Source organism: Gordonia sp. SGD-V-85 (genome assembly GCF_001456905.1).
Taxonomy (GTDB): domain Bacteria; phylum Actinomycetota; class Actinomycetes; order Mycobacteriales; family Mycobacteriaceae; genus Gordonia; species Gordonia hongkongensis.
Genome location: NZ_LNQO01000011.1, coordinates 69,036 through 89,118 on the forward strand (window position 1 = coordinate 69,036; position 20,083 = coordinate 89,118).

Annotated in this window: 19 protein-coding genes; 8 read left to right on the forward strand and 11 right to left on the reverse strand. The window is 68.4% G+C overall.

The features are described from left to right. The first annotated feature begins 26 nt into the window (after positions 1-26). Positions 27-1,292, forward strand: coding sequence for a TIGR00374 family protein (locus tag AS181_RS14360; RefSeq protein ID WP_058252245.1), 1,266 nt, complete (start codon positions 27-29; stop codon positions 1,290-1,292). 6 nt (positions 1,293-1,298) lie between these two features. Next, positions 1,299-1,766, forward strand: coding sequence for a DUF3054 domain-containing protein (locus AS181_RS14365; protein WP_058252246.1), 468 nt, complete (start codon positions 1,299-1,301; stop codon positions 1,764-1,766). 27 nt (positions 1,767-1,793) lie between these two features. Here AS181_RS14365 and AS181_RS14370 read toward each other — a convergent pair whose 3' ends face one another. Continuing rightward, entirely contained in the window at positions 1,794-3,431 is a 1,638-nt protein-coding gene (locus AS181_RS14370) for an NTF2-like N-terminal transpeptidase domain-containing protein (RefSeq protein ID WP_058252247.1), read from the reverse strand. A 204-nt stretch (positions 3,432-3,635) separates the two neighbouring features. Here AS181_RS14370 and AS181_RS14375 point away from each other — a divergent pair, with 204 nt between their 5' ends. Further along, positions 3,636-4,400, forward strand: a complete 765-nt coding sequence (locus AS181_RS14375; RefSeq protein WP_058252248.1) for a pirin family protein — start codon at positions 3,636-3,638, stop codon at positions 4,398-4,400. 124 nt (positions 4,401-4,524) lie between these two features. Here AS181_RS14375 and AS181_RS14380 read toward each other — a convergent pair whose 3' ends face one another. From AS181_RS14380 to AS181_RS14390, 3 genes are all read right to left on the reverse strand, one after another. Beyond that, complete coding sequence (locus tag AS181_RS14380) at positions 4,525-5,442, reverse strand: NAD-dependent epimerase/dehydratase family protein (protein WP_058252249.1); 918 nt, start codon at positions 5,440-5,442, stop codon at positions 4,525-4,527. Positions 5,443-5,518: 76 nt separating this feature from the next. Further along, positions 5,519-6,238 (reverse strand): sterol desaturase family protein, encoded by a 720-nt coding sequence (locus tag AS181_RS14385; protein ID WP_058252317.1) that lies wholly within the window; start codon positions 6,236-6,238, stop codon positions 5,519-5,521. Between the two features lie 15 nt (positions 6,239-6,253). Continuing rightward, a complete protein-coding gene (locus tag AS181_RS14390; protein ID WP_058252250.1) occupies positions 6,254-6,997 on the reverse strand; it encodes a FadR/GntR family transcriptional regulator in 744 nt (247 codons plus the stop codon). A gap of 93 nt (positions 6,998-7,090) precedes the next feature. Between AS181_RS14390 and AS181_RS14395 the strand changes: the two genes are divergently transcribed. Further along, complete coding sequence (locus AS181_RS14395) at positions 7,091-7,537, forward strand: pyridoxamine 5'-phosphate oxidase family protein (protein ID WP_058252251.1); 447 nt, start codon at positions 7,091-7,093, stop codon at positions 7,535-7,537. 36 nt (positions 7,538-7,573) lie between these two features. Here AS181_RS14395 and AS181_RS14400 read toward each other — a convergent pair whose 3' ends face one another. Then, complete coding sequence (locus AS181_RS14400) at positions 7,574-9,025, reverse strand: dihydrolipoyl dehydrogenase family protein (protein ID WP_058252252.1); 1,452 nt, start codon at positions 9,023-9,025, stop codon at positions 7,574-7,576. Between the two features lie 399 nt (positions 9,026-9,424). Here AS181_RS14400 and AS181_RS14405 point away from each other — a divergent pair, with 399 nt between their 5' ends. Together AS181_RS14405 and AS181_RS14410 are read left to right on the forward strand one after the other, a co-directional pair. Then, positions 9,425-11,422: a M13 family metallopeptidase gene (locus AS181_RS14405; RefSeq protein ID WP_058252253.1), complete on the forward strand. Its 1,998-nt coding sequence runs from the start codon at positions 9,425-9,427 to the stop codon at positions 11,420-11,422. Next, on the forward strand, positions 11,419-11,988 hold the full coding sequence (locus AS181_RS14410; RefSeq protein WP_058252254.1) for a potassium channel family protein: 570 nt from the start codon (positions 11,419-11,421) through the stop codon (positions 11,986-11,988). Before AS181_RS14405 ends, AS181_RS14410 begins: the two co-directional genes overlap by 4 nt. A gap of 24 nt (positions 11,989-12,012) precedes the next feature. Here AS181_RS14410 and AS181_RS14415 read toward each other — a convergent pair whose 3' ends face one another. Then, positions 12,013-13,140, reverse strand: coding sequence for an NDMA-dependent alcohol dehydrogenase (locus AS181_RS14415; RefSeq protein ID WP_058252255.1), 1,128 nt, complete (start codon positions 13,138-13,140; stop codon positions 12,013-12,015). A 400-nt stretch (positions 13,141-13,540) separates the two neighbouring features. Between AS181_RS14415 and AS181_RS14420 the strand changes: the two genes are divergently transcribed. Next, positions 13,541-14,497, forward strand: a complete 957-nt coding sequence (locus AS181_RS14420) for a R2-like ligand-binding oxidase (protein WP_058252256.1) — start codon at positions 13,541-13,543, stop codon at positions 14,495-14,497. Between the two features lie 150 nt (positions 14,498-14,647). Here AS181_RS14420 and AS181_RS14425 read toward each other — a convergent pair whose 3' ends face one another. From AS181_RS14425 to AS181_RS14445, 5 genes are all read right to left on the reverse strand, one after another. Further along, entirely contained in the window at positions 14,648-15,265 is a 618-nt protein-coding gene (locus tag AS181_RS14425; RefSeq protein ID WP_058252257.1) for an ABC transporter ATP-binding protein, read from the reverse strand. Then, the gene (locus tag AS181_RS14430; protein ID WP_058252318.1) at positions 15,262-16,023 is read right to left on the reverse strand and encodes an ATP-binding cassette domain-containing protein; all 762 of its coding nucleotides are present in this window, start codon (positions 16,021-16,023) and stop codon (positions 15,262-15,264) included. Before AS181_RS14430 ends, AS181_RS14425 begins: the two co-directional genes overlap by 4 nt. Further along, positions 16,020-16,886, reverse strand: a complete 867-nt coding sequence (locus AS181_RS14435; RefSeq protein WP_058252258.1) for an ABC transporter permease — start codon at positions 16,884-16,886, stop codon at positions 16,020-16,022. Before AS181_RS14435 ends, AS181_RS14430 begins: the two co-directional genes overlap by 4 nt. Beyond that, on the reverse strand, positions 16,883-17,956 hold the full coding sequence (locus tag AS181_RS14440) for an ABC transporter permease (RefSeq protein WP_396275659.1): 1,074 nt from the start codon (positions 17,954-17,956) through the stop codon (positions 16,883-16,885). Before AS181_RS14440 ends, AS181_RS14435 begins: the two co-directional genes overlap by 4 nt. Before the next feature lie 67 nt (positions 17,957-18,023). Next, a complete protein-coding gene (locus tag AS181_RS14445) occupies positions 18,024-19,655 on the reverse strand; it encodes an ABC transporter substrate-binding protein (RefSeq protein WP_082652944.1) in 1,632 nt (543 codons plus the stop codon). A gap of 95 nt (positions 19,656-19,750) precedes the next feature. Here AS181_RS14445 and AS181_RS14450 point away from each other — a divergent pair, with 95 nt between their 5' ends. Next, on the forward strand, positions 19,751-20,083 hold the full coding sequence (locus tag AS181_RS14450) for an ArsR/SmtB family transcription factor (RefSeq protein WP_058252260.1): 333 nt from the start codon (positions 19,751-19,753) through the stop codon (positions 20,081-20,083).

Below are 20,083 nucleotides of genomic sequence, written 5' to 3' on the forward strand. Positions count from 1 at the left end.
GGCCCCCCTACCCTAGGGTGGCACGTATGTCGTCGGAGGATGTTGGCTCGCCGGGGGGCGCGGCAGCCCCGGTGACCCGTCCTCGGTTCTGGTGGGTCCGATGGGTCCTGCTCACCGTCGTCCTGGTCATCCTCGCCGTCGAAGTCGTTCTCATCTGGCCCGAACTGCGGGGCGCCTGGCTGCGTATCGGTGAGATCGAGTGGCACTGGGTCGCGGCGTGTCTCGTCGCCGCGATGCTGTCGATGGACAGTTTCGCCCAGGTCCAGCGCGCACTGTTGCGCTCGGCGGGCCTGCGGGTCACGCAGTGGAAGTCCCTGTCGGTCATCCTCGCGGCCAACTCGCTGAGCCAGACGATGCCGGGCGGCCAGGTCCTCGCCCCCGCGTTCACCTATCGGGAAACCCGCAAGTGGGGTGCGACACCGGTCATCGCGTCGTGGCAGGTCGTCATGTCGGGCCTGCTCGCCGGCATCGGTCTCGCGGTGCTCGGGTTCGGCGGCGCCCTCCTGGCCGGAGCGAAGACCAGCCCGTTCTCGGTCGTCTTCTCCGTTGCCGGGTTCCTCGCGGTCGCGGTGGTCCTGCAGTACCTGGCCAGTCATCCGGAATCGTTGAAGAGCACCGGGATTCGAGTCCTGGGTTGGGTGAATCAACTCCGGAACAAGCCGGAGGACCACGGCACCGAGAAGTTGTTCGAGACCCTCGAACAGCTCCGGGCGGTGCAACTCACCAAGCGCGACACCTCGGTCGCATTCGGCTGGAGCCTGTTCAACTGGGTCGCCGACGTCGGGTGCCTGATGTTCGCCTGCTGGGCGGTCGACGCCCACCCGAGCATCTCCGGACTGATGGTCGCCTACGCGGCGGGCAAGGCCGTCGGCTCGGCGATCCCCCTGCTGCCGGGCGGCATCGGCGTCGTCGACGCGGTGCTCGTCCCCGCACTGACCAGCGCCGGCATGCCCGCCGCCGACGCCATCACCGCGGTCCTCATCTACCGGCTGATCAGCTATGTGATCGTGTCGGGCATCGGCTGGGTGGTCATCGGTCTCATGTTCCGTAACCGCATCAAGCGCGACGACACGTTCATCGACGAGGTCGAGCGGGACGCCGACGCCCTCGAACGCTCGGCCGACGACCCGTCGCCCACGACGCCCGACGGTACGGCGCTCCCCATCCCGCCGCCGGATGGTGTCGAACCGCCGGGCCCGGGGGCCCCGCCCGCGGACGGACCCGACAACCCGCAACGAGGGGACTCCGCACGAACGTCCGACACCGATCCGCCGTCGGACCCGGTACGGTAATCCACCATGCTGAGCTCGAAGACGGACCGGGGCTCCGACGCGACGGCGGAGACGGGGTCCTCGCCGGCGCGCGGAACGGCGACGGGTCCCGTCGCCGCCCTGTTCGACGCCGTGGCGATCACGGTCTTCGTCCTCATCGGCCGGGCCAGTCACGAAGAGGGCTATGCGCTGACCTCGGTGCTGCACACGCTGTGGCCGTTCCTCGCCGGCTGTGCGGCCGGCTGGTCGATCACCTACGTCTACGCGCATGTGCGGTCGAGCGACTTCTTCGGTCACGACTTCCGGCCGGACCGGGTCGTCCCGGTCGGTCTCGTCATCTGGTTCTGCACGGTGACCGTCGCGATGATCCTGCGCTTCATCCTCAGCCAGGGCGTGGCGGTCAGCTTCGTCATCGTCGCGGCCGTGGTGCTCGCGCTCTTCCTGCTCGGCTGGCGAGCCGTCTTCGCCTACCTCGGTCGTCGCGCCGCCGCCTGACGACGAGGGCCGCGAGCGTTCGCGGACCTACTTGATCGTGAAGTACTTCTGCGCGACCTGGAGTGCGGCGGTCCCCGACTTGGGTCCCTCGGTGTAGATGACGACGACCTGACCGCCCTGGAGCCCCACGAACCAGCCGGGCCCCTCGGGGCCGTTGGTGCCGACGAGGGCACGCAGTCCCGGCGCGCGGGTGAGGTCACTGGCGTCGCCGGTGGCGGCAGTGGCGGTCATCGCCTGCAGCACCGGCCGGACGACGGCCGGATCGAGCCCGCCGAGCTCGCCGCCCGCGATCTTCGTCGGCACGTTTTTCAGCACGAACGGCGGCACAGACGAGGATTGCCCGGAGGCGCTACGCGCCATGGCGACACCGAAGGCGGCCATGTTGGTCATCGACATCATGCTCGAGCCGGGACGGTAGTCGATGGTCGCGATCCCGGGACGGTCAGCGGTCGGAACGCTCGCACCGGGCACCGTGAACTGGACGCCGAGCCCGAGCCGGTCGAGCAGTTCGTCGCCACGCTGCTGGTCCGACCCGACGGCTCGCCCGATCGCACCGAAGACGGGATTGAGGGTGGTGCCGACCGGATAGGGCTGGTCGAGGTCGACGCCGCTGTCGATCGCATACGAGTTCTGCGCCATCCCGGTGATCGCACCGGTCTGCGCGTCGAGGGTCATGATCGTCGCGGGTTGACCGACCTCGACGGCCGCGTCGCCCAGGGACAGCTGGACGCCCTGGTCCATGGTGGTCGGGACGTCGGGTCCGGGAGGACCCTGCTCGCCGGCCAACTTGCGGGGCGCGGCACCCGGACCGAGCATCTCGACCTGCCACCCGGCGGTGGCGTCGCGGATGGCCTGCCAGTAGTTGGTCAGCCCGTCCTCGAGGGGGGAGGACAGGCGCCGGTCCGCCATCACCAGCTGGTCGGACCGGTTGACCACGACACCGGGGACTCGACGCGGGTCGCCGGCCAGCACCTCCATGTCGGAGTCGCGCAGACCCACCGCGGTGATGGCCCTGCCCGGCGCCGCGTCGAGCTTCTCGCGGATCACCTGGCCGGTGATCAGGGGTGCGATCGGCGCGATCACCCTGGCGAGGGCCCGGACCGAGGCGTTCAGGTCGGAGGTGCGGGCTGGGTCGAGCACGATCTCGTTGACCGGCTGGGCATACATGAAGATCCGGCCGGTCCGGCTGCGCACGGTCGGCGCCGGCTTCGCGTCGGTGCGGATCTCGCGCAGCGTGCCACCGGCGGCGAGGCCGGCGTGCAGGATCGCGGGGTCCCAGGTGACCTTCCACCCCGACGACAGCTTCCGCGCGGTACCACCGCTGGTCGATTCGAACACGCGGCCCTTGTCCCAGTTCCACGTGGTCGTGACGGAAAAGGTCGCGGTCCCGTCGCTGTATTCGACCGGATTCTCGACGTCGACGTCGACGCGTTGGGCATCCATCTGTCTCAGAGTGGTGGTGAGACTGTCACCGGCTTGTCCCGGTGCGGTGGTGAACGTGGCGGCCCCGCCGGCGTCCTGGCGGCTGAGGGCGTCGGCGAATGCGTCGATGGCGGCAGCGGCGCCCGTGTCGGTCGAACCGGCGAACCCACAGGAACTCACCATGACCGCGCACGTGACCGCGGCACAAGCGGCTGTCGTCGCGCGCTTGACCCAGATCTTCATGACGACAATTTTCACTCGTGTAACACTCGAAATCGACGCCGCCAGCTTCCATTCGGGGATCAAGCCGGTCACGAACTCATCTCGCCCACGGGACTTTTGACACTCCGCGGCGTGCGCGATCGCCGTCCGAGGACCGACGTCGACAGATCCCGGACCCGGCCGTCCCCGACCGCCCTCACCTTGCCGCACTGCGACAATGGGCGCATGGTTTTCACCGTCTTCCGTGGCGACGATCGTCCGGTCACCGCCACCGACTGGCTGACCTCACGGCACTGCTTCTCCTTCGGCGACCACTACGACCCGTCGAACACGCACTTCGGCGCGCTGCTCGCCGTCAACGACGAGGTCGTCGCACCCGGCGCGGGCTTCGATCTCCACACCCATCAGGAGAGCGAGATCGTGACGTGGGTGGTCGCGGGGACGCTGGTCCACCGCGACTCGGCCGGGCACTCCGGTGTCCTGTACCCCGGCCTGGTACAGCGGATGAGCGCGGGCACCGGCGTCGAACACTCCGAGCGCAACGACTCATGGCCCGACCTGCCCGACGCCGGCACCGAGCCCGTCCGCTACGTCCAGATGTGGCTGATGCCCGACCGCCACGGCCTCGCGCCGTCGTACGCGCAGGCCGATGTCCGCGACCGACTCGCCGCGGGCGGACTCGTACCGATCGCGTCGGGCGTCGCCGATGTCGACGCCGCGGTCTCCGTCGCCAACTCGGGCGCCACCCTGTTCGCGGCGCGACTCCGCCCCGGCGAGACCGTCGAGGTACCCGCTTCCCGGTTCACCCACCTGTTCGTCGTGCACGGACAGATCGAGGTCGACGGGGTCGGCGTCCGGGAGATCGGCGTTCTGGGCCCGGGTGACGCCCTCCGAGGCGTCGACTCCGCGTCGTTCCCGATCCGCGCCGGCGACGACTCCGACGCCGAGGTGCTGGTGTGGTCGATGGCCGCCGGGCTGGGTGGTGCGTGAACCGGACACCAGCCCCTCCCGTGGTCCGGCCGGCGACGTATGGATTTCAACTCGACCGCCAGACTTCGACCGAAGTCTGGCGGTCGAGTTTGAGGTCTGGCAGTGAGGGCGGAACGTCACGAACTCAGGCCGCGACGAGGTCCCGCGCCATCTGCGCGTACCCCTCCCACACCGAGGCGTACCGCGGTCGCCAACCGGCCGCCGACCGAAACCGTCTGTTGGACACCCGAAGCGAACGTGTCAGCGACGTGGTGCGTTCGCCGAGTAGGAGGGCGGCCCGGCCGGGACCGGTCACGTACGGATGTTTGCCGACCGCACCCGCCAGGGCAGCCGTGTGGTGCTTCTTGGTGACCGGTAGGTCGTCGACGATGTTGTAGGTGCCGGAACCGATTTCGAGTGCGGACACCACGGCGTCGGCGGCATCGGCGAGGTGGATCGAGGAGACGTAGGCACAAGGTCGGCCGGCCCGGAAACCGATCCGTCGTCGGGCGAGCGCCATGAGCTGCTCGCTGTGGGCGGCGCCGACGCCGTAGAACAACCCGAACCGGAGCACCACGCCGACCCCACCCGAATCGGTGAACCGGCGGGCCGAGGCCTCGGCGGCGTGGTTGCCCACCGCGATCGGATAGTGGTCGACCGGCGACTCCTCGTCGATCCACCGGTCACCGGCGTCGGTGTACACCATGGCGACCGATTCCTGCACCACCCGCGGCACGCCGGCGGCAAGTGCGGCGTCGACCACCGCGGCCGAGCCCTCCCGCCGGATGCGATGACAGTCCGCCCAGGCCGACTTCCGGACGAACGAGGCGGTCCCCGGAAGGGAGGACGCGAGATTGACGACCGCGCCGCAGCCGTCGAAGTACTGGGCGAGTCCGTGTCGATCGAACAGCGACACCCGAATCGGGGCGGCGCCGTGGGCACGCAGCGCGGAAGCGGCGGCATCCGAGCGCGCCAGCGCACGCACGTCGTGTCCCGCGGCGACCAATGCGGGCACCGCGTATCCCCCGATGGCCCCCGTACCGCCGGTGACGAATACCCGCATGCGGGCGAGTATCCCGGATCGCGTTGCGGTTTGTCCCGGTTACCGGGACAAACCGCACCGACATGTGGTTCGCCGGTCAGTCCCCCGTCTGCGATAGAGCGTGCAGATCCTTTGCGGTGGGCGACTTCTCGACCGTGTCGGGATCTGGATAGGTGTGCAGCAACCGGTCCGCGGTGCCCGCGGTGGTGACCGCGAACCAATAGTGCTCGTTGCGGTAGTGGTGGAATCGATGGTTGCGCCACAACCGGCGATAGTAGGCGTGGCGCGGCCGGTAATCGGAGTGGATCAGATAGTGCGTCCATTCATAGACCAGTCCGATCGCCGCGAGCGTCGCCATGAACGTGAGACCGCGCTCGGCACTGGCGAAGACGAGGAGCCCCACCGCGACGGCCGCGAGGACGACCGTGACCAGCACCTGCCACGGGATGAACACCAGGGGGATGTTCCGCGGGTCCGAGTGGTGCTCGCGGTGCTTACGCGCCACCAGCGGATCGATGGTGACCGGTCCCAGGCGCTTCGGCCGCCAGTGCAACACGACGACGTGGATCAGCCACTCGGCCAGCGGGAAGCTCGCGATCATCACGACCGGGACGACCAGATCGGCGATTCCCCACCCGCCCAGCCAAATTCGCGCCGCCGACGAGGTCACCAGGAACGCGGCGATCATCCAGGGCGACGGGTGCCGGAGGAACTCGGCGAATGCGGCACGCAGGGTCGTCGACCGCCGTGATCGCATTCGCCGTTCCTCCGCCGCCACCTGCCGGCGCGCTCTGTGGTCGATGTGGTCGGCGTCGATGCTCTCGGCAGACATTCAGTTCCCCTCTCCGATGTCAGACTCCGCACCCTCGAGTGCCTGACAGAGTTCGAGCAATGCCGCAGTCGCGGGCGCGAGCAGTTCACGGGCAGCGGCCTCGGCGCGGCCGGGTTCGCGAGACGTGATCGCGTCGACGAGCGCGCGATAGCCGTCGATGTTGCCGACCTCCGGCTCCAGCATCGACGCGAGCGCGGGAAGCGCCGGTTCGTACGCGGCGCGGAGCGAGTTGTACATGAGACGGAATGCGATCGAGTCGGCCGCGTCGACGATCGCGCTCCAGAACTCGAGTGCCGCGACCTGCTGTCCGACCGGGTCCGGTTCGGCGGCGAGATCGGCGAGCAGCGCTGTCAGCCTGGCGATCTGGTCGTCGGTCACCCGCCTCGCCGCCAGCCCGGCGACATTCGGGCCGACCGCGGCACGTGCCTCGACGATCGAGCGAGCGACACTCGGCACGAGCGCGCCGCCCCGGATCAGGAGTCGCGGCAACAGATCGAGGCCACCCGTCCGCGCGATGTCCTGGACCCGTGCGCCGTCGCCCTGCCGAATGGAGACCAGACCGGCCGCCGCCACCCGCTTCAACGCTTCCCGCACGGTGGGCCGCGAGACGCCGAGGATGCGGGCCAGTTCCCGTTCGCTTGGAAGGGCCTCGCCGGCCGGTAGGTCACCCGACAGCACGCCCTCGACGATCTGGTCGAACACGATCTCGGGGGCGCTCTGCTGGGACACGGGCTCGAACGGCATGCACCGACCGTAGAACCAGGAGGACTGGTGGTCAAGTGGTAAGACCAATCGTCCACCGAGGAATGTTCGGTGGGCGCTCGGGTTGTACCCACCATGAGTGACATCGCCGCGCCTTCGTCCAACACCTTGACCGCCGACGATCTGGACTTTCTCAGCCGCCCACTCCTCGGCTTCTTCTCGACGGCGACCGGCCCGACGCCGCCGCAGCCTCGGCCGGTGTGGTTCGAGGCGACCGCGGACGGCGAGATCCAGCTCTTCACCGGTCCCGATTCGCTGAAGGTGCGTCGCCTCAAGGCAGATCCACGCGCCTCGATCGTGGTCGCGACCCCGGTCGAGGAACGCGAGCGCTGGATCTCCGTTTCCGGCGCCACGCGCATCGAGACCGACGGTGCGGCCGCGCGCGAACTCGCAGCACGACTGGCCGACCGCTACTGGGACCTCGACGATCCCACCCGCGCACAGGATCTCGCGGAGATCCTCGCCGACGACTGGGTGCGGATCGTCATCCGGCCGGACAAGATCCGGCGACTGAGCTTCTGAGCGGGGCCTTCGACTCGGCGACCGCCGGGCCGCGGCTCATCGCAGCTGATCGAGCAACCGCAACCAGACCTCGCTGATGGTCGGGTACGACGGAACCGCATGCCATAGCCGCGAGAGCGGGACCTCGCCGACGATGGCGACCGTCGCCGAATGGACGAGTTCCGCGGTCTGCGGCCCCGCGAAGGTCGCCCCGACGAGGATGTCGCGGCTCGCATCGACGACGAGACAGGCGTGTCCCGAGTACTCGGGATCGGTCAGGTAGGACCCCGCCACGGAGATGTCCCCGTCGGCGATCCGTACATCGATGCCGGCGTCGTTCGCCTGCTTCGCGGTCAGCCCGACAGATGCGATCTCCGGTCGGGTGAACACCACCTGCGGTACGGCACCGTGGTCGGAGCTCGCGACGTACCGCGGACCGTCGAGGTCCCGACCCTCCGCGCGTGCGGCGATCACGTCCCCGGCCACCCGCGCCTGATACTTACCCATGTGTGTCAGCGCATTTCGGCCGTTGACATCTCCCACCGCGTACAGCCACGGGTGGTCGGCCACCGTCAGATGGTCATCGACGCGCAGCGGGCCGCCCGCCTCGAGTCCCACCGACTCCAGACCGAGATCCCGCGTCGCGGGCGAGCGTCCCGCCGCCACCAGGATTTCGTCGACGACGAGCTCGCCTGCGCCGTCACCACTGAGCCGCACGGTGGCGGGGCCGCCGTGGATGCGTCCGTAGCCGGTGTCGGCGGCGCCGGGCCGGTCGACCGACTCGATCGTCGTCCCGAACCGGATGTCGACGCCGCGGGCAGTCAGCGAGTCCGCGATCCGCTCTGAGACGAACGACTCCATCTTGGGCAGCAACCGGTCACCGCGGATGGCCATGACGACCTCCGCACCGAGGTCGAGCAACCAGGTCACCGCTTCGCACGCCACGACGCCACCGCCGACGACGAGAATCCGATCCGGCACCTCGACGAGATTCGTCGCGTCGCGGGAGGTCCACGGGTGCGCCTCGGCCAGACCCGGTGTCGGCGGGATCGACGCAGTGCTCCCCGTCGCCACCACGACCGCCTCACGCGCCGTCACCACCGTGTCGCCGACAGTCACCTGCCGCTCACCCGACAACCGCCCATGCCCGCGGATCACCGTCATCCCGGCGCCTTCGGCCCATTTCACCTGCCCGGAGTCGTCGTGGGTCGCCCCGGGCCCGTCCCGTCGGTCGTTCACTGTGTCGCGCCACGCCAGGAGGGCGTCGGCGTCCGGACGATCGCCGCTCACCCGTTCACGCGCACCCGCCAGGGCACGGGCTTCCTCGAGCGCGGACCCCGGACCCAGCAGCGCCTTGCTCGGCATGCATGCCCAGTACGAGCACTCACCCCCCATGAGCTCGTGCTCGATGACGACAGCAGTTCGATCGCTGCCCCGTATCGCATAGTCGGCGACATTCTCGCCCACCGGACCGCCACCGATTACGACGACGTCGAAGGTTGCATCCATGGGTTCAGCGTAGGTCGGATTCGAAACCGGGTAGGCGAGTGCACAGATTGCCTCGAGGCTCCCACCGGCTCGAGGGACATGATCCGCTCTCTCGCAGCGTATTTCAGATTGCAGCGGGCGCCGCATCGAGTCCGGGGCAGTCTGATCCGCTCAGCGGCTTACAATGCCCCCGGACTCGTCGTACCCCCCGCTCCCCTAGGACACCCGAAGCTTGCGGAGGACAGCACCTCCCGCTCCCTGAGGAGGCCCGGAGCTTGCGGAGGACAGCACCTCCCGCTCCCTGAGGAGGCCCGGAGCTTGCGGAGGGCCGTCACGAAGGGTCTCCAGCAGCATCGACCAGCGGTTCTCCGATTTCGCCCACGGCGGAGGCGGCTGACGAATGGACGATCCGGTGACAGGATGGAGCGCGTGACTGCATCGAATACCGACCTCAGCTCCGGACTCGACCTCGAGTGGGTCGACGATTCCGTCCGCGTTCAGGACGACCTGTTCGCTCACGTCAACGGCAAGTGGCTCGAGTCGCACGTCATCCCCGACGACCGTTCCGTCGACGGCGCCTTCCACGTGCTGCGCGACAACTCCGAGGAGAACGTGCGCGACATCATCACCGACTGCGCTTCGTCGAACCCGGAAAGCGGTTCCGACGAGCAGAAGATCGGCGACCTGTACGCGTCGTTCATGGACACCGACCACATCGAGGCCCTCGGGATCGGCCCGATCACCGGCGAACTGGAGAAGATCGCGGCCATCGACTCGCTCGAGGCGCTCGCCCGGCGGATCGGACGGTTGCAGCGCCACGGCACCGGTGGCCTGTTCGGTTACTACGTCGACACGGATGCGAAGCAGTCCGACCGATACCTCGTGCACCTGACGCAGTCCGGTCTCGGACTTCCCGACGAGTCCTACTACCGGGAGGACAAGCACGCCGAGACCAGGACGGCGTATGTCGCGCACGTCGAGCGCATGTTCGCGCTCGCCGGCTTCGACGACGCCGCCGCCCGGGCCGCGACGGTCCTCGACCTCGAGACGGCTATCGCCGCTCAGCACTGGGATGTGGTCCGACGCCGCGATGCCGAGCTCACCTACAACCTCATGTCCCTCGACGAGTTGAGCACCACCGCAGACGGTTTCCCGTTTTCGGAGTGGTTCGGCGGCCTGGGCACGAGCGGTGACGCGACCTTCGCCGAGGTCGTCGTCGCGCAGCCGTCGTTCCTGTCGGGCGTCGCCGGCCTCCTCACGGATCGCCCCCTGGACGAGTGGAAGACCTGGCTGACCTGGCGGCTCGTGCATTCGGCCGCGTCGTACCTGTCCGCACCGTTCGTCGACGAGAACTTCGACTTCTACGGCCGCATCCTGACCGGCGCGGAGGCCAACCGCGACCGGTGGAAGCGGGGCGTCGGGTTCGTCGAGGCCGCGATGGGATTCGCGGTCGGCAAACTCTATGTGGCCAAGCACTTCCCGCCCGAGGCCAAGGCACGGATGGACGAGCTGATCGCCAACCTGGTCGAGGCCTACCGCCGCAACATCTCCGACCTGCCGTGGATGACCCCGGAGACCCGGGAGAAGGCGCTGGTCAAGCTCGGCAAGTTCACCCCCAAGATCGGCTATCCGGCCAAGTGGCGCGACTACAGTTCGTTGAGCGTCGATCGCGGCGACCTCATCGGGAACGTCGCCCGGTCCGCGTCGTTCGAGCAGGACCGCGAGTTCGCCAAGATCGGCTCACCGGTCGACCACGACGAATGGTTCATGACGCCGCAGACGGTCAACGCCTACTACAACCCCGGCATGAACGAGATCGTGTTCCCCGCCGCGATCCTGCAGCCACCGTTCTTCGACCCCGACGCCGACGACGCGGTCAACTACGGCGGCATCGGCGCGGTCATCGGTCACGAGATCGGGCACGGATTCGACGATCAGGGCGCGAAGTACGACGGCGACGGCAACCTCGTCGACTGGTGGACCGACACCGACCGGACCGAGTTCTCCTCGCGGACACGCAAACTCATCGACCAGTACGGTGAGTTCACCCCGACCGGACTCGATCCCGAGCACAAGGTCAACGGCGACTTCACCATCGGTGAGAACATCGGTGACCTCGGCGGGTTGTCGATCGGACTCGTCGCGTACCAGATCGCGAACGAGGCGAGCGGGGCCCAACCGCCGATCATCGACGGCCTGACCGGAACACAGCGCGTGTTCTACAGCTGGGCGCAGATCTGGCGGACCAAGACCCGAGATGCCGAAGCCATCCGACGCCTCTCGATCGACCCGCATTCGCCGCCGGAGTTCCGGTGCAACGGCGTCGTCCGCAACATGGACGCGTTCTACGAGGCCTTCGACGTCAAGCCCGGGGACTCGCTGTACCTGGACCCCGCCGAACGCGTGCGGATCTGGTGAACGACGTGCCCGGCGGACCCGATCCGCGCGACGAGGGTCCGCCGGGTACGGCCGCATCACTGGGTCTGGTGCGGGGACGCGAACTCACGGTCGCTCTGCTGCGACCGATCGGAGCCGCCGTCGTCCTGCTCGCCGGATACTTCCTGCTGCCCATCGACAAAGAGAGCGATCTGAACTATCTCGGGCTCGTCGTCGGGGCCGCGTTGCTGATCGCGTTCTGTGTCTGGGAGGTCCGCAAGTTCGCCGGTTCCGACCGGCCCGTCGCGACCGCGATGGAGATGCTGGTGGCGCTGGCCGGGTTCTACATCGTCGCATTCGCGACGACGTATTTCCTGTTCTCCGAATACGATCCCGGCAGTTTCAACGAGTCGCTCACCCGGGTCGACGCGCTGTACTTCTGCCTCACCGTGTTCACCACGACGGGTTTCGGCGACATCGCGCCGGATTCGCAGGGTGCGCGCGTCGCGGTGTCGATCCAGATGGCGAGCACCCTGCTGCTCCTCGGTCTGGGCGTGCGCTTCCTCAACCTGCTGGTGAACCAGCGACGCCAGGCCACCGGACGGTGACCTGGCGTCGCTACTGGCTCAGTCTCAGTAGTCGTCGTCCCCGTAGACGATCATGCCGCGGATGTTGTTGCCCGCCAGCATGTCGTCGTAGGCCTCGTTGATCTGGTCGAGTCGGTAGGTGTTGGTCACCAGGCCGTCGAGGTTGAGCTTGCCGGCCCGATACTCGTTCAGGAGCGCCGGAACCTGGGTGCGGGGGCTCGCACCGCCGAAGATGGCGCCCTGCACGCGCTTCTGCATGAGGGTGAGATCGAAGAGGTTCATCTGGGCGTCCATGGACGCGAAGTTGCCCATGCCCACGACGACGACCTGTCCCGCCTTGCCGGTGAGAGCCAGAGCCGGGGCGATCATCGACCCGTCGATCTCACCCACCGTGAGGATGGTCGTGTTGGCCATCTTGCCCCAGGTGATGTCACCGATCGCCTCGAGCGCCGCCTCCATCGACGGGAACGTGTGTGTCGCACCCAGCTTTTCGGCCATCTGCAACTTGAACGGCACCGGATCGACGGCGATGACGTTGCGCGCACCGGCCGCCGCGGCACCCTGCACCGAGTTGATACCGACACCACCGATGCCCACGACCACCACGGTGTCACCGGCATGCGTGCCGCCGATCTCGACGGCCGAACCCCAGCCGGTCGCCACACCGCAACCGAGCAGCGCAGCCGTCTGGAGGGGGATGTCGTCCTCGATCTTGACCAGCGACGCCTGATTGACCGTGATGTACGGGGCGAAGGTGCCGAGCATGCACATCTGCACCAGTGGCACCCCGTCGTGGGTGTACGCGCGGTTCGTGTCGTCTGCGATGGACAGGCCGGTCAGGAGCCGCGCGCCCTCGTCGCAGATGTTCTGCTGACCGCGTGAGCACGGCTCGCACGTGCCGCACGCGGGGATGAAGGCGGTGACGACGTGGTCACCCTCCTTGAGGCGGGTGACACCCGGGCCCACCTTGGTGACGATGCCGGCGCCCTCGTGTCCGCCGAGCACCGGCATGGGTGCCGGGCTGTCGCCGGTCCGCAGGTGGTGATCCGAGTGACACAGACCCGAGCTGACGAGTTTGACCTGGACTTCGCCCGCGACCGGATCACCGAGCTCGAACTCCTCGATCTTCCACTCTTCGCCCGGATTGCGCAGAACTGCACCTTTGGTCTTCATTCGTGCTCCTCGCTCGTGCTACCCCGAATCGGGGCGTCAGATATCGCCGTCTGCTTATGCGACGTAGATCACATGGTGGTCCACCGATGACACCTTCGCAGGCGTTTCACGCAATCCATGGCACAGGATTGGGGGTGACGTTCCAGCCGAGGATTTCGTGGCGGGCGCGACCGCTGTCCCGGCGGCCGGGAACCGCTGCACAGTCGACGGCGAAAGACGCACAGTCGACGAACGAGGCGCACCGTCGACGACGGGTCCGAAGCGACGACGGCGCCGGACGGTCGGCATCACACCGCAAAGTACCTCGGCGACAACAGAGTTGGCCGATCTCATGTCTGCGGATCGAGGAACGGGTTAGCGTCGGGGTATTCCACTTCCGAAGTGTCTGGCTGGTGATCTCATGACTCTCATCGAACACAAAGCGGAGGGCCGGCAGGACTTCTCGTCATTGCGACAAGGCGGTCTCAACTGGGACTCGTTTCCGTTGCGGCTCTTCGTGAAAGGCAATGCCCGGTTCTGGGACCCGGTCGCCATCGACTTCGCGCAGGACGCTCAGGACTGGGCCGAGCTCACCGACGAGCAGCGGCGGAGTGCCACCTATCTGGTGAGTCAGTTCATCGCCGGCGAGGAGGCGGTCACCCAGGACATCCAGCCGTTCATGAAGGCGATGGCGACCGAGGGACGCTTCGGTGACGAGATGTACCTGTCCCAGTTCTGCTTCGAGGAGGCCAAGCACACCCAGGTGTTCCGGCGATGGATGGACGCCGTCGGCCTCACCGGCGACCTCCAGAACTTCGTCAGCGCGAATCCGTACTACCACCAGCTGTTCTACGAGGAGCTGCCGGCGTCCCTGCACATCCTCGACCACGACCCGTCGCCACGGAACCAGATCCGCGCCAGCGTCACCTACAACCACGTGATCGAGGGCAGCCTGGCACTCACCGGTTACCACGCGTGGCAGAAGGTCTGCACCCAGCACGGGATCTTCCCCGGGATGCAGAAGCTGATCCGGTTCATCGGCGACGACGAGCGCCGGCACATGGCGTGGGGAACCTTCACGTGCCGCCGGCACGTGGCCGCCGATGACTCGCTCTGGGACGCCGTCGGCGAACGCATGAACGAGCTGCTGCCGCTCGCCCTGGGCATGATCGAGTGGGTCAACCAGCAGTTCGAGGTCCAACCCTTCGGCCTCGACAACGACGAGTTCCTGGCCTATGCCGCCGACCGCGCCCAGCGCCGGCTGTCGGCCATCGAGTCCGCCCGGGGCCGCCCGGTCACCGAGATCGACCTCGACTACTCCCCCGAGGTCCTCGAAGACCAGTTCGGCGAGGACGACGCCATCCGCCTGCAGATGTGACAGTCCCTCCGCCCACCGCTGGTCGAGCCCCCCACCGCTGGTTGAGCCGGCACCGAGCGCAGCCGCCGGGCCGAGCAAGCGACGAAGGAGCGCGTCGAGGTCGAGGCGCCGAGTCGAAGCCACAAGGCGACCCGCACGCCGGCCGGACCGTCAGCGCAGATCAAGGTCGATGACGTCCCGGCTGCGGGATTCCACGAGCCGTCGGTCGTGGCTCACCAGCAGCAGCCCTGCCCCGTCGGCGACGAGGTCGTCGAGCAGCGCCGTCACCGAGCGCGTCGCCATGGGGTCCAGCATCGCGGTCGGTTCGTCGCACAGCACGATCCGCGGCCCCTGCACCACGAGCCGCCCGATGCATGCCCGCTGCAACTGGCCGTCGCTCACCTGCGCGGGGTAACGGTCGAGCAGCGAACTGTCGAGACCGACCCGGGTTGCCACCGACTCGATGTCGCAGGTACGTCCGGCAATTGTCGCGGGTTCGGCGACGATCCGGCGCAGTGTCCAGCGCGGATTGGTGACCAGGCGCGGATGCTGGGCCAGCAGACCGACATCCCCGGGCCGCCGGCGGTCCCCGCGCCACTCGACCGTCCCGCCCGCGGGGGCGGTGAGACCCGCGAGGATGCGCAGCAGCGTCGTCTTGCCGCTCCCCGATCGTCCGACGACCCCGGTCACCGCCCCGGGTCCGACGGCGACGTCGAGGCCGTCGAACACGACCGTGTCATCGAAGTGAGCGCTCAACCCCGTACCGACGAGGAGCTCGCCGGTGTTCACGACGCAGCCTCGAAGAATCCGGCGACATAGGCGTCGTCGGAGTCCGCGATCTGATCGAGCCGGCGCTGCTCGACAATCCGCCCCGCACGCATGACGGCCACCGAATCGCACCCGAGCCGCATCGTCTCGACGTCGTGTGTGATGACCAGGACCGCAGCGCCTTCCCGAGCGGCGGAGGCGAGGAGTTCCCAGACGGAGGCGGCGAGCTCCGAGTCGAGCGCCGAGGTCGGCTCGTCGGCGACGATCATGTCCGGGTTTCCGGCCAGCGCCACCGCGATTGCGGCGCGCTGTGCCATACCGCCGGACAGTTCGTGGGGATACGACCGGAGTGCATCGGGGTCGAGGTGTACGCGCCGGCACAACTCGACGGCATCGGACGTGCCGCCCAGGACGCCGATGACCTCGTCGAGCTGGGCGCCGATCGTGCGCACCGGAGTGAAGGATGTCGCGGCGGACTGCGGGACGAACCCGATGCGGTGCCCACGCAACCTGCGCCAGCGCGGGTCGTCGACCAGCGCGTCGTCGCGGAACTGCTCGTCGTCGATCCGCAGACTTCCGCTCGCGGTCGACCCGGGAGGCAGGAGTCCGGTCAGCACGGAGGCGATCATCGATTTTCCGCAACCGGACTCGCCCACGAGCGCGGTCATCGATCCGGCGGGTACCTCGAGGGTCACCGCGTCGAGGACCCGCACCAACGACCGGCGCCAGCGGTCACGGATGGCGATGTCGACGGTGATGTTCTCGACCGCGATACTCATCGCCACACCCCGCCGGCCGGCGGCAGGGTGGCCCTGCGCAGAGTCGACGCCGCGGCCGCGCACGCCAGCGCGGTGACCATCAGTGCGACTCCTGGCACCACCAGCGTCCACCACGCACCGGTCAGGACGTCGCCGCGTGCCTGTCCGAGAAGGGTGCCCAGACTCGCGGCATCGGGTGAGAGGCCGACGCCCAGGAACGACAGGGTCGTCTCATGCCACACCGCGTGCGGCAGCAGCACGGTCATCGCCACCAGCACCTGACCGCTGACGGCCGGGAGGAGGTGCCGGGTGGCCACGAATGTCCGCGACGCCCCGGCAAGCCGCGACGCCTCCACCCATCCGGCAGAGGTGACCTCGAGCAGTTCGGCCCGCACGACGCGAGCCACCGCAGGCCAATGCGTCAACGCGATGGAGGCGATGATCGCGACCGGCTCACCCCGCCACATCGCCGCGATGACCACGCCCACCACGAGGTGCGGAAGTGCGTTGACGCCGTCGACGACCCGCATCACGATCGCGTCGACCCAACCGCCCGCGGTGACCGAACCGATGCCGATCATCAGTCCGAGCGCAGTCGCGAGAACCGCGCAGGCAGCTGCGATCAGCAACGAGATGCGCAGCCCCTCCGCTGTTCTGACCCCGAGGTCGTACCCCGAGTGGTCGGTGCCGAGCAGCGACTCGCCACCGGGAGCCTGGAGGGACCTCGCGAAATCGGCGGTCTGTTCACCGGCGATCAGCGGCCAGCCGACTGCGACGAGGACCATCACCGCGATCACGATCCAGGGGGCGAGGAACCGTAGTCGGAACGCGAACTCGGCGCGGCGGCCCGATGCGGAATGCTGATGCGCCGCCAATGCCGTCATGCGACCATGCCGATCCGTGGGTCCACCCACACCGCGGCCGCATCGGAGAGCGCGGAGCCGAGCAGTACGAGCAGAGCTGATCCCACCGCCAACGCGGCAAGTAACGAGAAATCGAGCGCGACAGCGGAATCCACGAGTGACTGCGCCAGACCCGGCCAGCCGAACACCGTTTCGACGATGGCCGCCCCGGCGATCAATTCCGGCAGGCGAGTGCCGAGGAGTGCCAGCGTCGGCAGCACCGACACCGGAACAACGTGGCCTCGCAGCAGTGCCCAGCCACTGACACCGCGCGCGCGAGCGCCGTTCACGGCGTCGGATGCCGCGGCGTCGACGACCGCGGATCTCATGGTGAGCAGCAACCACGGGATCATCGACAACGTCAGCGCGACGTACGGCAGGACCGCGTGGGTCAGCAGACCGTCGAGCGAATAGTCGTCGCCGGGACGACGGGCGCCCGAGGTGGGCAACCACCCCAGACCTACCGCGAACACGCTGACCAGGACGAGCGACACCACGAAGGGCGGGGTCGCGGCGAGGAGTGCGGCCGTTGCCGTGCACGCGCGATCGAGGATTCCGCCCCGGCGCATCCCGATGACAGCCCCGCCCAGGACAGCGATCACCGCCGCCGACACGAGCGCCGCGAGTGACATCCCGAGCGTGAACGGCCAGCGCTCGGCGATGACGTCGGCGACAGGTTGACCTCGTGTCGACGACCAGCCCAGATCGCCGTGCAGCAGTGCGCCCCACCAGTTCCACCACGCCTGCAGCCAGTGCTGGTCGAGGTCGTAGGCGGCCGTGACCGCGTCGCGCTGAGACTGGGTAGCGGACTGGTAGTTGTCACCGAGATGGGCGGTCAGGGGGTCGAAGGGCGACGCCGCGGCGATGGCGAAGATGCCCAGCGACACCAGGATTGCCGTGGGAACCATCAGCGCGACACGACGCGCCAGCAGCCGGCCGACAGCCCGCACCCGCGAGCGGCGACGCGATGGCCTCTCGCCCAGCGGTTTCCCGGGTGTCTTCGCCACATCCGGGCGTCGGGCTCCGGCCGCTGCGGTTACACCCGTCCCCAGCAGCGCCGCATCCCGTGTGCCTGACCGTGTCATGAGGTTCCGCTCGGGCGGGGCCCACCCGACGGGGTCACCCCTGCTGACGCCACGACGGCATGTTCCACCACGGCCCCCACGAGACGCCGTGCGAGTGCGGTTCGAGAATCGGGGCGTCATGCTGCCAGCCCGCGCTTCGCGATGCGTACGTGTGGTGCAGGAAGGCCAGGAAGACATACGACGGCTGCTGCTCGTAGATCTGCTGGATCCGCTTGTACCGGGCATCGTTCTCGGGGCCGGGCGCACTCTCGCGTGCCTCGTCGAGCAGCGCGTCGAGTCCAGGCGCGGTGAAGTTGCCCGGGTTGGAGTACGGCGAGGAATCGGGCACGCGGGTGTGCAGGGTGTCGTACACCTGGGAGTCGATGCTGTACGGCGTCGCCCCGCCACCGAGCAACACACCGGCGGAGGTCATCTTCGTCTCGATCTCGTCCCACGACGTTCCCCGGGTCAGGACTTCGACCCCGATGGCCTTCATCTGCGCCGCGAACGCCACCGCGAGGTCGCGCCGCAGCGTGTCCTCGGCGTTGTAGAGCAGCGGGAACGACGCACGATCGGCGCCTCGAGCGCGGACGCCGTCGTCGCCGATGCGCCATCCCGCGGCATCGAGGGCCGCCGCAGCCGCGTCGGTGTCGAACGGGAACTGCGCGCCCTGGTCGTAGACCTCCTCACCGTAGACCGACGCGATCGGCGTGCTGGCCGCTTCTCCTTTGCCGATCAGGACGTCGTCGACGACGGCGCGCCGGTCCACACCCAGGTTCATCGCCCGTCGTGCGGCGGGGTCGGCGGTGAACGCGTTGGCGCTGGGCAACGAGACACCGCGCCAGTCAGCGGATTTCACCGCGACGACGTCGATACCGTCGCGGCCGGCCAGGCTCTCGGCCGCTCGGGGTGGCAGATTGGCGCCGTCGATCTCGCCGGTGGTGATGCGCTGTGCCCGTGTGTTGTCATCGGGCACATGGGAATACACCAGGCGTGTCACCGACGGCTGCTCACCCCAGTAGCCCTCACGCGCCACAAGGACGGCCTGATCGGGTTCGAGCGAGTCCAGTACGTAGGCGCCCGTACCGACCGGTGCCGTGTTCAGCGCCCACTCGGCGGCAGGCTTCGCTTCCACCTTCTCCGAGGGCACGATCCCGAGGAGCAGATACGGCGACGGGTCGGCCTCGGTGTTCATCCGCACCGTGACGGCCTGCGGCCCATCTGCTTCGATCGCGACGATCGGGGCGAAATCGGTCGAGATGTCGGACGCGACCTGCGGATCGACGACCGCGCCGTACGTCGCCACGACGTCGGCGGAGTCGAACGCGGTGCCATCGGAGAACGTCACACCCGATCGCAGCGGTACCCGCCAGGTGCGCGGCCCGACTCGTTCGGGCTCCGACTCGGCGAGCGATGCCACAAGATCGGGCACCCGGTCGTCACCGTCGGCCGCCGGGCTCAGCAAACCGTCGTAGATCGGCGAGACGCCGAGTTGTCCATACCCGAGCATGGGGTTGAAGTCGCCGAGGTCCTGACCTTCGCCGAGGACGATCTGATCTGTCGCCGTTGTCCCATCCGACGAGGAACAGCCGGCGAGCGCGGCGGTCGCGATCAGCGCGGCCGCGCCTGCGATGGCGATCCCGCGGATCGTCGACGTCGTTCTCCCAACACCTGTGCGCACAGACATATGTTCTCCCAGACACACGTTTGCCGCCACCCGACAGGGCGGTGAACGATCGGCGTACAACTATTGCTATGTCGCCGGAACCATCAGGAGGCCCGATGACCGATTTCGACGCGGATTCCTGGGCCGCGCGGTTCATGCTGCTCAGCGACCCGAACCGGCTCCGTCTCGTCGCCGAGATGCACGCGCGCCCGGGTTCCACGGTCGCCGAACTGGCCTCCCGCATCGGCGTCACCGAGAACGCCGCGTCGCAGTCGATCCGCAAGCTGCGCGACCAGGGGTGGGTCCGCTCGGAGAAATCCGGACGGGCGGTCCACTACGAGGTCGTCGGCGACGCGATCGTGCACCGCATCCTGCACGACATCATCGGGGTCGGGCATCTGACCTCAGCGGATCGGCCGGATCACGCCCACCCGGTGACAACGGATTAG